Raw genomic sequence first — 15740 nt, 5'->3', positions numbered from 1 at the left:
TATATCAATTATTATAATAACAAGCGTATAAAGCAAAAATTGGCAGGTATGAGTCCGGTTCAATATCGAGACCATACCAGCCAATTAGCCGCTTAATATAATACTCTAACTTTTAGGGGTCACCTCACGATTTAGAAGTGGGCTCTTTCTATCACAACTTAATTTTAATTGAAACTCAAAGAATGTTTTATTCAACAATTGAAATGATCGGACGGTGATGTAAATACTTCATCAAATTATCAAGATCTGCTACTGTTGCTTGTGCTTCCGGAGTTGCTAGTGATTGTTGCAAACTTTCTAAGGTTTCAAATTGGAGTTCAACAAATAAATAAAGATTGAGGTCTGTATTTTGTGTTTGAATGACACGTTGTGTTGTTTCTTGTTTAATGTTTGGAATTTTTTTTGCTAACGGTAGATGGACATGAAAGTAATACGCTTCGAATCCATCTTGGTCCCTTGGTTGTTCGTACATAATTATTAGCTTTGCCATGTTGTCAAACCTCCTTCTGTATCACCACAATTAATATATTCCAATTTAAACGTAACAGACCAAAAAATTAGAGATCACGACAATAGTACTTCATTTCATATAAAAAAGATCTAAAATAAAAGCGATAGACAATGATTATTGTAGTCTCCCGCTTTTTAGAGGTTAACTGGCTTCTATTGCTTGAAACTGAGCACGAACAAGGTTGTAGTAATGACCTTTGTGGTTCATAAGGGCATCGTGATTGCCTTGTTCGACGATTTGGCCATGATCTAAGACAATGATGTTATCGGATTCACGAATGGTTGATAATCGATGTGCGATAATAATCGCTGTTCTACCTTTTAAAAGTGTTTGTAATGCTGTTTGGATTTTTTGTTCGGTTTCTGTATCAATACTGGCAGTAGCTTCATCAAGGATTAAAATTTGCGGATTGGCTAGTAATGCTCTGGCAAACGATAATAGTTGTCGTTCTCCAACTGAGAGAATGTTTCCTCGTTCCTCTACTTCAGTGTCATAGCCATTTTTCAATTGTTCAATAAATGAATTAGCTCCAACCATTGTAGCAGCATGTTTAACTTCTTCATCTGTTGCATCAGGACGACCGAACCGAATGTTTTCCATAATTGTTCCTGAGAAAATGAACGTATCTTGCAGAACAATACTTACTTGTTGACGAATGCTATCCAGTTTTAAATCTCGTAAATCATGTCCATCAATTTTGACCGAACCACTTGTTGGATCATAAAACCGAGTAATGAGATTGACGATTGTTGTTTTTCCCGATCCCGTATGACCGACTAAAGCTACGGTTTCGCCTGCTTTCATCTCAAGGTTAATGTGATCTAGCGCTTTTCGCTTTGTATCATAAGCGAATTCAACATTTTCAAATGTTATATGTCCGGTCATTTGGTCAAGCTCGTAGGCTCCACTATTTTCAGGTACTGAGGGCTTTTCGTCCAAAAATTCAAATATACGTTCTGATGATGCCATTCCCATGAGTAATTGATTGTACACTTGGCCGAGACGGGAAATGGGTTCCCAGAACATTCCTAAGAAAAAGGCAAACATGACAAATGTTCCAATATCGATACTGCCGGATTGAATTAATACAACACCGTACCAAATGAGAATAGCGGTACCGATGGCGTTTGACATTTCTACGAACGGGCGAAACATCGCATTTTGTTGAGTGGCATTGCGCCAAGCATGATAGTTATCCTCGTTCATATCATTAAAAAACGCCATGTTTTCACGTTCTTGTGTGTAGGACTGAGTGACACGAATCCCTTGAATGCTCTCATTCAGATGAGAGTTAATTTGCGATTGTTTAAGACGGACATCCTGCCATGAACGACGGATTTTTCTTCTAAGGCTTGTAGAGATCATAAACATGATCGGTAAAATTACCATAATAGCTAGTGTCAGTTCAGGACTATATACAAATAAAATGACAAAGATCCCGATGAGTAAAAGAACGTCCATTAATAAGTTAATAACCCCGTTTGTAAATAAATCTTGAAGTGAGTTCACATCATTTGTAATTCGAACAAGAATTGACCCCGCAGAACGTTGATCGAAAAAGCGATGTGACAGGCGTTGGATATGTTTAAACAAGTTTTGCCTCAGATCATAAATGACATTTTGACCGAGCATATTCATCCAACGAATTCTTAAGGTGTTTGCTAGCCAAGATAGCATGTAAAGTCCGGCAATAAGCGCCACCACGTGAATGAGTGCATTCATATCTCGTTGATAGATGACGTTGTTTAACGCATAGACCCCGATTAAAACGGGAGTCGTCAGTCGAACGGCCGTGGAAATAATCATAGCTATAATGGCTAACGGTAAAAGCTTTGTAGAGTATGGCTTCATATAACTAAATAAACGAATCATTTGTGGCCAATTGAAGGGCTTCTCAATTGCTGAATCAAGCGAATAATGAAATCGATATTTGTTTGATCGGTTTGAATTCTTGTTCATGAACTCACCTCCATATGATTTTTTTGAAAGGCATGCTGGTCTTGATATTGAATATCATAAATTTTACGGTATTTGCCTATCTCATTTGAAATTAACTGTTCATGAGTCCCTCTTTCGATGATTTCACCACGATCTAACACGAGAATCTCATCGGCATGTTTAAGTGATGAAATCCTGTGTGCGATAATAAATGTCGTTCTTTCCGCCATGACTTCTCGAAACGCAGCTTGAATTTTTCCTTCTGTTTTCATGTCGACCGCACTTGTCGCGTCATCTAAAATAAGAATACTAGGATTAATTAAAATCGAACGTGCAATTGCGATGCGTTGTTTTTGTCCACCAGATAATCCCATACCCCTTTCACCTAAAACGGTATCGTAACCATCTGGGAGCTCCGTAATAAAGTCATGCGCTTCAGCACGTTTCGCTGCTTCTGTAATTTGATCAAGTGATGCTTCTAGATTTCCGTAAGCAATATTATCGCGAATGGAAGATGAAAATAGGAACGATTCCTGTAGGACAACACCGATATGATGACGTAAACATTTTAGTGAGTACTCTTTAATATCTCGGCCATCGATTAATATTTGCCCTTCATTGGGCTCGTAAAACCGTGAAATTAGTTGAGTTAAGCTTGTTTTTCCGGCACCAGTTGCACCAATTAACCCAATTATTTTCCCAGGTGGTGCATCAAATGAGATGTTTTTAAGGGCATGCTCCTCTTCACTGTTGTATTGGTGACTGACATTACTAAACTGAACGTGACCTTTAATTGGGGTTTCAATGATTTGTTCTAAGTCGCGAATGTCTTCGTTTTCGTTTAAGACTTCTAGTAGACGTTCGCCAGATGCTTTTGATTGTGAGAATGTATTGATGATAAATCCAAGGTTCATTAATGGACCGATGATATACCATACTAATGAGAAAAATGCGACTAACTCTCCTGGTTGAAGAGAGTCTTGAATAACTAACCAACCTCCGTACCCCAAGAGAAAAACAACGCATAGCTGTCCAATTAACTCCATAATGGGGAAATACTTTGCCCAAACATTGGATGTATCGATGAACTTATCTTTGTAGTCGCTATTTTTGTCTACGAAGTTATCAATCTCAAAGTCTTCTCTAGAAAGAGATTTTACCGTGTTCATTCCACTAATATTTTCTTGTACTTTGGTTGTTAAACGTCCAAATGATTCTCGTATTTGCTTAAAAGCCGGGTGTACTTTTTTATCAAAACGGTATACAGTCAAAATTAAAAACGGCATCGATGCAAGAGTTACTAATGCTAGTGGAACACTAAAATAAAGCATGATGCCAAAACTAAAACTGACGATTAATACTAAGTTTAAAAGTTGAGCAAAACCAAATGATAAAAAGAAACGGAAACCCTCAACATCAGCAGTTAGCCTTGACATGAGATCTCCTGTTTTTGCATTATCATAGTAGCGAAACGGTAAGTATTGGAGCTTTTTGTATAGGGCATTTCGTAATTCATACACGGCACGAACGCCAAATAAGTCTCCTAAAAATTGGTGATAATATGTGGCTATTCCTTTTAAGACCATCAGTAAAATAAATCCAAATGCGATAAATGGTACATAAGTAGAGTTACCACTTAAAATCACATCATCGATCGTTACTTTTAAAATAATTGGGTATATCACGGTAATTGCCGTTATGACAATTAAAAATAACATCGAGCCAATAAAGTGCTTCTTATATGGCCAATAAAACTCTTTTAATCTTTGAAATGTATTCATGGACTGCCCCCTTTTAGCGTTTATACCTTCGTTTCCATTAATAAGCTGCATTTGTATGAACGATGGAAATCTAAATATAAAAAATGGTAATAGTACTAATATATCGGGTTTCGAAGTAAATATCTAATGAATTACTTACAGTATTTTTAGAAATTTCGTTATATTAGCATAAAAATAAAGGGATTACTTCTTCTATTTCACACATGCTCACTATTTCAATATGGAGTTTGACACCCCATGAAAAGCCTATAGAACATTTTGTTCTATAGGCTTTTCATTTTATGCTATTTAGGTTGAGATTATTTCATTTTGTGAAGGCTTAATTTATTGAAGTATAAATTAATTAAATGGGACATGGACTAGGTTCCATTCGTCGGTAGGTGATTTACGCATGACAGTAAATAAAAATGTTTCTTCAATTACAGGACCATTTTTTGTTTTGTATTTATAAGTCACTGGAATTTGATAAATGAATGGCTTTTCTTTTACGGGTTGATGCTTTTTCTCCATTTTTCTTATAGCTACGATGTTATCGATTGGAACTTCATTTGTATTTCCTTGATAAATGATACTTAACATGTCCTTGTCTTTTTGATTGATCGCGATAAAAAATAGATCAATGACTTCTTCAGCTGATAATTGTTTCACAAAAGAGTCTAGCAGCCCTGCTGCTTTGTATGCCATTACTTGATGAGATAAGTCGGTATTTTGCGTCCTGTGCGTTGTACTTCCTTGAAAGTGAATACAAAAATGACCTGGGAACCCATTGGATAATGCACCTCTTCCGTGAGGCATACCATGCATCGAAGCAGCAAGAACTTGATTATTAACATGGACTAAAATGGCTCTTCTGTTCCAACTCCATTTTCCCCCATAAATCATTTTCATTATTTTTGTATCCTGATGAGTTAATGGTTGAACATCCGCATGCTTACTTCCTGCTCTTCTTTGAGCATTAAAGCTCAATCCTGTCTCAAGATCAGTAATTTTAAAAGACGTGTATTTTGGTATATGCTTTGATGCTTCTTCCCATGAAAGTAATACACCAAAATGATCTGATTGTAAGGTTTTAAAATGGTCTGCAATCAATTGTAAAGTTTCTCTGTTAACATTTATCTTTCTTTTTTGTTGAATATCAAAAAGGTGTCCATGGTCATCAACCATTAAAATACGTACTAATCCATTTTCAACAAATAATATATATTTTGTAGAGTAAGGAATATCAGTTACAGGTGTTGATTTTGCTTTAAGAATTTCGTGAAATAGTGGATCTGACTGTACAGTTGTAATTGACTGATATAGCGATTGACTGGATGCTTTTACGATAAAAGAGACTTGATTTTGGTCATCTTTCGCTTCAATAGGTTCTGGATTAACAAATAGTAGTAAACTAACGGTGAATAGAAAAAAGAACAGTAATTTTTTCATACGTTGATCATTTCCTATAATTATTTTTATTATTTCATGTTTTGTCTTTTAGTAGGTATCGTATTATTCTATTTTTGAACACGTTTATAATTTTCCTTGTCGATAAAGAATTGTAGATAATTTCATAACAGCATGAATATAACAGTTCTCTCTTAATGAGAATGGATCTCCAAAGTATTGCGGAAGAATAGTATTCATAGTTCCAGTCATTTTATCGTAAAGAAGCTTGAATACTGCTTCCTCGCTGTAAAATTGAGTTTCTCGTCCTTGGAGCCATTCAAAATAAGAAACAATAACTCCTCCAGCATTAGCTAAAATATCAGGAATGATAATCACTCCTTGTTCGTTTAGTTCACGGTCAGCATCCCCTGTAACAGGTGCATTTGCCCCTTCCACAATTATTTTGGCTTTTACTTTTTTGACATTGTCTTTGCGAATTTGCTCTTCAAGTGCAGCTAAAATGAGTACATCGATATCTAGATAAAGGACGTCCTCTCTTTCTAAAATATTCGCTTTAATATCAAACTGAGCTAATTGTTCTTGAGTTTTCGGAAGGTCATTATTATTTTTTATAGTCGCATCGATTAGGGCAGGAATATTTAATCCTTCTGAATTATATAAAGTCACATTCCGATCACTAACTGCAACAATATTACTATGTAAATGTGTACAACGATACGCTTCAAGTGCTGCTACGGATCCAACATTTCCAAAACCTTGGACAGCTATATTAAGAGGACGGTCAGCATAAGTTAAAGCGGTTTGTGCATATTGATTCCCATGAGTAGCTAACCACGACTTCTGTTCTTTTATAAAATCCGCAAGTAAATAGCGAAACGTGAAATAAACGCCTTTTCCTGTCGCTTCTCTACGTCCTAGCGACCCACCATTTACGACGCTTTTCCCAGTAAAACTACCACGGTATGGTTGACCGGGGCGAATGGTTTTGTATTCTGCTGTCATCCAGTCCATTTCACGGTCACCGGTTCCTACGTCGGGTGCAGGTATATCTTTATCGGGCCCTAATATATCACTAAAATACTGAACATATTTTTTACAAATAAGCAGTAGTTCTTTTTCCGTAAAATCCCTTGGGTTAATGATTACACCCCCTTTTCCTCCACCAAATGGTACTTCATGTAAGGCGTTTTTCAATGTCATTAATGCTGCTAAATTTGTTACTTCGTGCTCGTTTACTAGTTCATGAAATCGGATCCCACCTTTATATGGACCTAGTGTATTGTTATGTTGAATACGATAAGCCGGAATTCGAACGACTTTTCCATTCTCAAGCGGGATTCGTAAAAATGATTTGTGTACGTGGTTTGGTGTCGATAGGATTGCTGCAAGAGATGTAAAAGCCTGCTCTCTCACCTCCCCTTGCAAGTTCGGTAAAAATTTTATGTCTTTAAGTAATGCTTGTAATGAGCTTTGAACGATTTTTCCAGTTTGACTGCCCATATATGTTCGACCTCCTTTATAACGTAAAAGCATGTATCATTATTATTTTAATTCCAACTTGAATTATCCAAGATTTTTCGTTTTAAGAGTGAAAAAGGTTCAGGTTATAGCTAATGCTTCAAATAATTAAGTTCAACTTAAAACAGTTTATTAATGAAATGACACCCAAAATGAACTGTCAACATTAATTATGTCACTGATGTATTTATAAGGGATTTTAAATGTCGGAAATCCTGCAGCAAAAGCGGCTATCTCGTACGGTAAAAAATAGATGGAAAGAGCATCTTCTGTAATGTAAAAAGGTTGGTCAGCTTTTATTCCTTTATACGCTTCTGGGAAAAAGTAAGAAAACTCATTTTGGTCTTTTCCAATTTGCTTTCCAATCATTTCACTTAATACTTTTACATAATTTACATTAGCCTTAAATAAATCTTTTAGTTCATATATTTCCCCCGTTTCTAAATTAAGATGAACGTATTTTTGACTTGGCATCCCATGAGCAGCACCAAACGGATAGTCATAGGCAGATAACTTTAAAACGAGTAAGTTATTTTTATAAAACTCGATCGAAAAGTCACCAGTGTAACTATAATCTAATTGAACAATACTTGGAACTTCCTTAACGTTCGATTTACTTTTTAAAATTTGATTAACATGCTTTTGTTTGCCTTTGTTTTTCATTCCTTCGATTTGCGGATAATAGACGAGATAATCTTTATTCGGATTAAACTTAACCTCTCGTAATTGATAACTATTATTTAGTGGGATAATTGTATTCGGTTTCCACACTATTTTTCCTGTTCGATCATAATACATAACTCGGAGATCAACATATGCTTTAATGAGATCGTTTTCTAAACTCAGTATGCCAGTACCTTGAACGATCGGATAATTTTTAGCAGGTGTTCCTGTTTTATTAATAAAAAACGTTGATTGCCCTTTTGTTACTGAGCTTAGTCCATTTTTAAAAGTGGAAACCGAATTATAGATAAAATTGGTGAGTTGTCGACCATCCGTTCTTGCGATAGCATAAATAGAGCCAATGTAGGGTTGGTCTACCTTAATTGCTTTCCCTAATGCGACTAAACCTTCTCTAATCTCTATAATATCGTTATATTCAGCAGGAATCACGATCTTTCCTTGTTTATTAATTAAACCGTATTGATTGTACATGTTATCCGATAAATTGACGACTGCTTTCCCATCCTGAAAAGGTTGAGCAGTGGAAAAACGAGGTTGAATGACAATATTCCCTTGTTCATCCACATAGCCAAACGGCTCATTATATGTTTTTTTAAAAGCACTAAGTCCCTCACTAAAGCCAGTCATCGATTGAAAAGAATAAGATTGAAGGACATCTCCTACTTGATCAATCAAAGCATAATTACTATCTTGTAATTGAACAAGTGCTTTTCCGTCTTTAAAATCAGTAGCGTATTCGTATTGAAGTGGGATGATCTCATGCCCGTTCCGATCTAAATAACCATATAAATATTGGCCTTCAAGAGAGATATCAGCAAAAACAGCACGACAGTTTTCATAAGGAGCGATAAAACGATAAGCTTTTGGTGTGAGTACTTTTCCATGTTCATCTATTACTTTAAAACTTTTGTTGTCTATGACTATAGCGCGCCCTTCCGTATAAGGGAGAATGGATTCATATTTCGGTCGAATAAGATATTGCCCCGAACATTGTATTAATCCTACTTTGTTGTCAATAGCTACGATTGCAAGTCCATTATTTTGAAAGTCATCAGCACTGTCATATTGTGTAGAGATGACAAGATTTCCTAGTTGGTTGATAAAACCCCACTTCATTCCTTTAACTGTATTGATCGAGGCAGGGTATAGGTGACATCTTTTTTTACGTTTCGTGGGCTCAAGCTGTGGCACTTTTGTTGTAGTTGACTTTGGCAAAAAGTGACGGACGAGATCAATAGAATTCCGATCTTCTCGCATGAAGCATTACTCCCTAAATTGTAGTTTAAATAGTATATGGGGATCGAAAAAAATAGGTTCATACCTAATTTCTTACCGAGCTCTTATGGTGTGATAAAAATTTTTTAATAGTACAAGATGTACGTATACAGAAAAAAACCTATGGGACATTATGCTCCATAGGCTTCGGTATTAAAAAGAATCGTGTCTTTATCGGAGATGGTTGGATAATGAAAAGGCTGCTTGTAAGATTCTGGACCTTTTCCGGTAATTAAAATCCAGTCCCCTTCTTTAGCTTGTTTAAGTGTAGCTTGAATAGCAATGGTACGATCTTGTACAACAGCACCCTTTTCTTTTCCATACATTTTCTGCAAATGTTCCAGCTCTATTATCATTTGTTTGGGATCTGTTCCGTTAAGGTCATCTAGTGTTAATATGAAATGATCACTGTAATTTGATGAAATTCTTACCATTTCTTCTCGCTTAGATGGATCTCCATTTCCCCTAAATCCAAATATGTGTATGATATGTTTTGCCCCTTGTTTCTTTAATGTTTGTAAACTATGTTTTAATGCATCTGGCGTGTGAGCATAGTCGATTACACACGTTGCTCCATTATGGTGAGTATAGGTTTCAAACCTTCCTGGAACACCTGGAAAGGTATTAAGAGCATGAATCGCATGGTTAGCTGATATACCAAGCCGACGAGCCGTCATAAATGAAAGAGATGCATTTTGGGCATTATGTAATCCACTTAAAGGTAAGGTAACTTTATATTGTTGTTCTTCTACCTTAAGCTGAAAGTCTGTTGAGAATTCCACATTCACATTTGCTAAATTCACATGATCAAATTCATGGTGTCCGACAGAAAATACATTTTTTCTTTCAGTTGTTAAACGATCAATTAGCCGCCTGCTCCAATCACAATAGTTGCTAATAATAGCTTCCCCTTCATGTTTTAATTGATTAAAGAGCTGAGCTTTAACTTCAAAGTAATTATAAATGTTTCCATGATAATCAAGGTGATCATGAGATAAATTAGTGAACAGGGCATAGTCAAATAAAAGCCCGTCAACTCGCCCTTGGTTGATTCCATGAGAAGAAACTTCAAGAATAATAACAGAATCCTTACTTTTTTGTATTAGTTCATGTAGTGTTACAGGGTCTGGTGTTGTATTTGATGGTGGGTAGTGCTCTCCATTGATGATATTTGCAACGGTACCGATCAAAGAACAACGTATACCTGCTTTTTCTAAAATATGACGAAGCATATAAGAGGTTGTGGTTTTTCCATTTGTTCCAGTAATACCGATAAAAGTATGTTTTTTTGCTTTTGTTCCAAAAAAACATTGGGCTAATTTGGAAAGGGCAATTCGGCTATTTTTAACACGAATGTATGGTATCGCTATGTCATTCAAGTTTTTTTCACCAATTATGGCGACAGCACCAGCTTTAATCGCATCTTCAATATATTGATGTCCATCGGTTTCATATCCAGAGATAGCTACAAATATATCCCCTTCTTTAATTTTTTTAGAATGAAAGTGCAAACCACTAACCTTGATATTTGGTATATGATTCTGTATTTCATGAACTTCAATCGATTGTAATAATGAACACAACTTCATGTATCGTTTGACTCCTTATAATAATTTAATTATTTGTATGAACAACCCAGTCCTTTTTTAACATTGATATAGTATCCCCATATCTTAAATTACTATCCTTAATGAACATCATAAATCAGATGAATTAAAAGAAACTTGATTTCAGCTAAAGGAATTAAGTCGGATAATGAATTTCCTATAAAGCTTTCATACATAGCATTGTTTTACTCGGTAATACTAAATGTGAAAGGGGAGGAATGAATATGACACAAACACTTCAGAACATAATGACAACAAATGTTGCTTCAGTATCACCGCAACAATCCGTGCAAGAAGCGGCGGCTTTAATGAAGGAGCTTAATGTTGGTTCAATTCCAGTTGTTGAAAATGGTCAAGTTAAGGGTATTATTACTGACCGAGACATTACACTTCGTACGACTGCATCAGGAATTGATAGTCATACTCCTGTATCACAATGTATGACAGACCATGTTGTAACTGCCAATTCAATGATGGATGTTCATGAAGCAGCTGAGTTAATGGCCCAGCAACAAATTAGAAGGCTTCCGGTCGTTGAAAATGGTCAATTGGTTGGCATGGTCGCAATTGGAGATCTTGCAGTAGAAAATATATTTCAGAATGAAGCTGGGGAAGCTCTTTCAAGTATTTCCACCCCTTCTCTTCCGAACGAGAAGTAAAACTCAATTATTATTAAAGAGGTTGTTGCTTTTTAAGGACGATCTCTTTTTTTTTTATCATTTTATGGGAATTAAAGGGTATGAAGGAAAAATAGGTATGAGAAATTTTATTTTTGGAACAATAAAATTGTTCAGATTGCGAATGATTGAAGGAGATTAAGAATATAGATAAATATGATCTATTTTTTAGGAGCTGTTTTAGAGGATATAAGCAGGGAAATCATAATGCCCCTTTGTTCTTTAAAGCGTTTAGTTAGTTTTTGAGTAAATTAGGATTATATTGCCCTCTTGATGTTTTCCCCTTCATTTTCTTGATTTACACCTGTTAAAAGCGTTTGAACACAATTAAATAAAGGAGTGATGAGCTTGTTTGAATCTATTTACGGTATGGACGACTTGTCTATGGTTCAACACATTGGGTACGCATCCGAAAGCAGGATGTATGATTTTACACTCGTATTTTCAGATCACTTCTTTGGAAAGACGTTAGTGACTTGCCTTCAAAGTGGTAATTCCTCTTTGCTTGATTTCCAGGATGTGAGTGATGTGTCGCTTCTGAAAAAAGTGTTTCGTATTCAAGATGATGCTACAGCACAGGAGGTCTCAGCCTTACTGCAAACCAAAATTCCGCTAGCAAAAAATTACGATCAATATGAGTAAATGAGGAGGAGATATTGGCAATCTACATTATATGTAAGCGTTGTCACGGTGCTGGATATATTAAAAAAAGGTGGGTGTTATTTTTTAAGAAAAAAATTTCCTGCCCATTTTGTAAAGGAACAGGAAAACATAAAGTAGTTTCTTAAAATGATTTGAGGATGACTCTAAATGATTCGACTTCTATCACTTTAAAAGTTTTGGTTCATGATCTATTAATTGCTGTATAGAAGTTGTGTTATTTTTAGAAGTCACCCTCTTACATACTACTCTATAATTTCAGGTGATCCGTATTTAACACCATGAGTTTCTACTGAGACTGTTATCATTTTTTGATCTTCGTTTGGTTTATCTTGAGCATTTCTATCTACTTGAACAATTTGATCAACGGTTTCCATACCTTCTATCACTTTACCGAATGCTGCATATTGACCATCCAAATGAGGAGCCTCTTCAACCATAATGAAAAATTGAGATCCTGCAGAATTAGGATCATTTGTTCTAGCCATTGAAATAATTCCGCGCTCATGTTTTAGCGGATTGTCAAAATCATTTGCATTAAACTCCCCTGCAATCGAATATCCTGGTCCGCCTATTCCTGTACCTTCAGGATCTCCGCCTTGGACCATAAATCCCGGAATTACGCGGTGAAATATGACCCCATTATAAAACCCTTCTTTGATTAAAGAAACAAAGTTCTTTACAGTATTAGGTGCAATCGTTGGAAAAAGTTCGATGATAATTTGATCATTATTTTCCATCGTAATCGTCACAATCGGATTATCTTGAGAGCTTGCTTGTTCAATTATTTCTGAGTTTCCCGCCCCTTCTCCTTCTGGTGAAGGTTCATTTGTACTTGTCCCACAACCTGCTGCAATGCCAAGTGTAAGTGCAATAAGAAATGGAAGGACTTTTTTTGCTATAAAAATACTGTTCTTCATGAATATATCTGCCTCTCTCTCGTAATTAAGTTAAATATAATCTTGGTTGGAATAGGTTATGGTATATGACTTAAAACCTACGCTCCATTATAGCACGATTGATGAAAAATGGTATGGAATAGTATTTTAGAGTGAAATCTACTGAATTGGATATACCCGTATTCGATCTAATAGGATAAAAGTCTTGGCAAAGTATATAAGACAATCATAAGTTACCACAAGGAGGTGGTACTATGTTAAGTAAAAAAGGTAAACTAGAAAGAATCTTAACCGCGTTTATCCATCTACAATTTCTTGGACGTTATAAAGTCGAAAAAGGACAAACAACGGGAATTTGCTCAAATTTCTGTACAAACGTATGTCAAACGCTTTTTCCATTCCAGTTTAACCAATGTTTTAATGACTGTATCTCCTGCCAACAAAAGCTAGTATATGAAACAGACGAAGAATTATTAGATGAAGATGAAAAATAAATTGTGAAAATGTCGGGAGAGCTTTCCTCGACATTTTTTTATGATGGTGACGTATAAGAGTTTGTTTTCCTTACTTTTACCCCAAAAGGCTCGCTATTAGTTATGAATAGAAATCTTTATTAAGAAGTTAGGTGTCTTTCACTTTGCTTTAGAGTCAACTTCATTCTAAATATAAACAAAATTATGTGAAAATATGAAAAGTTGGAAGATTATATAGTTACTAGAAGGAAGCGTTTACATTTTGTAGAAATAATAGTCTCGTATTCTTCTTTAAAGGGAAGGAAAATCAATTTTTTAGGAGGTTCTTCTATGGTATATCAAAGACCAAACACAGAAGGTTCGCTAGTAACATTTAAAAAGCGTTATGACAATTATATTAACGGTAAATGGACGGCTCCAGTTCATGGTGAGTATTTTGAGAATATCACGCCTGTTACGGGTGAAGCGTTTTGTGAAGTCGCACGGTCATCAGCTGAAGATATTGAATTAGCTCTTGATGCAGCACATGCTGCTAAAACAAGCTGGGGTTCTACTTCACCTGCAGAACGAGCTAATATTTTAAATAAAATTGCTGATCGCATGGAAGAAACTCTAGAAATGTTAGCTGTAGCTGAAACGTGGGAAAACGGAAAAGCTGTTCGTGAAACGCTGAATGCTGATCTTCCACTAGCGATTGATCACTTCCGTTATTTTGCAGGGGTTATTCGTAGTCAAGAAGGAAGCCTCTCTCAAGTCGATAACGACACGGTTGCGTATCATTTTCATGAGCCATTAGGTGTAGTTGGCCAAATTATTCCGTGGAACTTCCCGATTTTGATGGCGGTTTGGAAGCTCGCTCCTGCTCTTGCAGCTGGAAATTGTGTTGTTTTAAAACCTGCCGAGCAAACTCCTGTTTCTATCATGGTACTTATGGAATTAATTGCAGACCTCCTTCCAAAAGGAGTCGTTAATATTGTAAATGGATTTGGTGTAGAAGCTGGAAAGCCGCTTGCTTCAAGTGAGCGCATTGCAAAAATTGCTTTTACTGGGGAAACAACGACAGGTCGTCTTATTATGCAATACGCATCAGAGAATATTATTCCAGTTACTCTCGAATTAGGTGGTAAATCACCGAACATCTTCTTTCCAGATGTGATGGAAAAAGATGATGCATTCTTAAATAAAGCAGTCGAAGGCTTTGTCATGTTTGCTCTTAATCAAGGTGAAGTGTGTACATGCCCTTCACGTGCTCTTATTCATGAGTCGATTTATGAGCCGTTCATGGAACGTGTCCTCCAACGAGTTGAAGCGATTAAGACAGGAAATCCTCTTGATCCTCAAACAATGATGGGTGCACAAGCTTCCCAAGAACAGCTAGAGAAGATTCTCTCCTACTTAGATATAGGAAAGCAAGAAGGTGCTGAGTGCTTAATTGGTGGTGAACGTAATATTCTAGAAGGTGATCTTAAAAATGGATATTATGTTAAACCAACTGTTTTTAAAGGTGATAACAAGATGCGCATTTTCCAAGAGGAAATCTTCGGACCTGTTGTGTCAGTTACAACATTTAAAGATTCTAACGAAGCGTTAGCGATTGCAAATGATACACTATATGGATTAGGTGCTGGGGTATGGTCGCGTAACATCAATACAGCCTATCGTTTCGGTCGAAATATTCAGGCGGGCCGTGTGTGGACGAATTGCTATCATGCCTACCCTGCTCATGCAGCATTTGGAGGGTATAAAAAATCTGGAATTGGCCGCGAAACGCATAAAATGATGTTGAGTCATTATCAACAAACGAAAAATATGCTCGTCAGCTACAGCGAAGACGCTTTAGGATTCTTTTAAAATTTGGAGGTTTTTCTATGGTAGAACGTGTTACGGCTACTCAAGCAACTCTCGAATTGATTGAAAAATTAAAAAAACGTCACGGTAACCTTATGTTTCACCAATCTGGTGGTTGCTGCGATGGAAGCTCGCCGATGTGCTATCCTGACGGCGAACTTCGAGTTGGAAACTCTGATGTTTTACTAGGTTATATTGGTGAGTGCCCTTTCTACATCGCTAATGACCAATATGAGTACTGGAAACACACTCAATTAATTATAGATGTAGTCGACGGTCGAGGCGGAATGTTCTCTATAGAAGGCCCTGAAGGAAAGCGCTTTTTAACGAGGTCCCGTGTCTTTACATCTGAAGAATGCCAGTATTTAGGAATTTAAGTATTTATAACCAAAAGAGGATGACTCATGGTTGTATGTGCTCATTGCCCTTACACTTTACTTTTGAGTCATCCTCTATAGTTCTATGACTAAGAAGACATAC

General features: G+C 36.3%; 14 protein-coding genes. 6 read left to right on the top strand and 8 right to left on the bottom strand.

Features of this window, described 5'->3' with window-relative positions; translation table 11 throughout:
* The coding region (locus J0N78_RS20390) for an IS3 family transposase (RefSeq protein ID WP_209124974.1) at positions 1-96 on the top strand (96 nt) is incomplete at its 5' end.
* A gap of 91 nt (positions 97-187) precedes the next feature.
* Here the strand turns inward: J0N78_RS20390 and J0N78_RS20385 are convergent.
* From J0N78_RS20385 to J0N78_RS20355, 7 genes are all read right to left on the bottom strand, one after another.
* Positions 188-490 (bottom strand): EthD family reductase, encoded by a 303-nt coding sequence (locus J0N78_RS20385; protein ID WP_209124966.1) that lies wholly within the window; start codon positions 488-490, stop codon positions 188-190.
* A 162-nt stretch (positions 491-652) separates the two neighbouring features.
* On the bottom strand, positions 653-2470 hold the full coding sequence (locus J0N78_RS20380) for an ABC transporter ATP-binding protein (RefSeq protein WP_209124965.1): 1818 nt from the start codon (positions 2468-2470) through the stop codon (positions 653-655).
* Complete coding sequence (locus J0N78_RS20375) at positions 2467-4230, bottom strand: ABC transporter ATP-binding protein (protein ID WP_209124964.1); 1764 nt, start codon at positions 4228-4230, stop codon at positions 2467-2469. Before J0N78_RS20375 ends, J0N78_RS20380 begins: the two co-directional genes overlap by 4 nt.
* A gap of 339 nt (positions 4231-4569) precedes the next feature.
* Entirely contained in the window at positions 4570-5658 is a 1089-nt protein-coding gene (locus J0N78_RS20370; protein WP_209124963.1) for a hypothetical protein, read from the bottom strand.
* An 84-nt stretch (positions 5659-5742) separates the two neighbouring features.
* On the bottom strand, positions 5743-7119 hold the full coding sequence (locus J0N78_RS20365; protein ID WP_209124962.1) for a Glu/Leu/Phe/Val family dehydrogenase: 1377 nt from the start codon (positions 7117-7119) through the stop codon (positions 5743-5745).
* 150 nt (positions 7120-7269) lie between these two features.
* Positions 7270-9078 carry a WG repeat-containing protein gene (locus J0N78_RS20360; protein ID WP_209124961.1) on the bottom strand — a complete coding sequence of 603 codons (1809 nt, stop codon included), beginning with the start codon at positions 9076-9078 and terminating at the stop codon, positions 7270-7272.
* Between the two features lie 149 nt (positions 9079-9227).
* Complete coding sequence (locus J0N78_RS20355; RefSeq protein ID WP_209124960.1) at positions 9228-10685, bottom strand: UDP-N-acetylmuramoyl-L-alanyl-D-glutamate--2,6-diaminopimelate ligase; 1458 nt, start codon at positions 10683-10685, stop codon at positions 9228-9230.
* 242 nt (positions 10686-10927) lie between these two features.
* On the opposite strand from J0N78_RS20355, the gene J0N78_RS20350 reads away from it, so the two are divergent.
* Positions 10928-11362: a CBS domain-containing protein gene (locus J0N78_RS20350; RefSeq protein ID WP_209124959.1), complete on the top strand. Its 435-nt coding sequence runs from the start codon at positions 10928-10930 to the stop codon at positions 11360-11362.
* Positions 11363-11728: 366 nt separating this feature from the next.
* Positions 11729-12022, top strand: a complete 294-nt coding sequence (locus J0N78_RS20345) for an SAV0927 family protein (RefSeq protein ID WP_209124958.1) — start codon at positions 11729-11731, stop codon at positions 12020-12022.
* Between the two features lie 263 nt (positions 12023-12285).
* On the opposite strand, the gene J0N78_RS20340 is transcribed toward J0N78_RS20345, so the two are convergent.
* A complete protein-coding gene (locus J0N78_RS20340; RefSeq protein ID WP_209124957.1) occupies positions 12286-12960 on the bottom strand; it encodes a peptidylprolyl isomerase in 675 nt (224 codons plus the stop codon).
* A gap of 233 nt (positions 12961-13193) precedes the next feature.
* Between J0N78_RS20340 and J0N78_RS20335 the strand changes: the two genes are divergently transcribed.
* From J0N78_RS20335 to J0N78_RS20325, 3 genes are all read left to right on the top strand, one after another.
* A complete protein-coding gene (locus J0N78_RS20335; RefSeq protein ID WP_209124956.1) occupies positions 13194-13433 on the top strand; it encodes a hypothetical protein in 240 nt (79 codons plus the stop codon).
* Positions 13434-13742: 309 nt separating this feature from the next.
* Complete coding sequence (adh, locus tag J0N78_RS20330; protein WP_209124955.1) at positions 13743-15263, top strand: aldehyde dehydrogenase; 1521 nt, start codon at positions 13743-13745, stop codon at positions 15261-15263.
* Positions 15264-15280: 17 nt separating this feature from the next.
* Complete coding sequence (locus J0N78_RS20325; protein WP_209124954.1) at positions 15281-15637, top strand: DUF779 domain-containing protein; 357 nt, start codon at positions 15281-15283, stop codon at positions 15635-15637.
* The last annotated feature ends 103 nt before the right edge of the window (positions 15638-15740 follow it).

Origin of the sequence: Alkalihalobacillus sp. BA299, from assembly GCF_017745675.1 — a bacterium.
GTDB lineage: Bacteria > Bacillota > Bacilli > Bacillales > Bacillaceae_F > Alkalihalobacterium.
The sequence above is the reverse complement of the archived record's forward strand: the minus strand, read 5'-3'. Positions and strand labels throughout refer to the sequence as shown.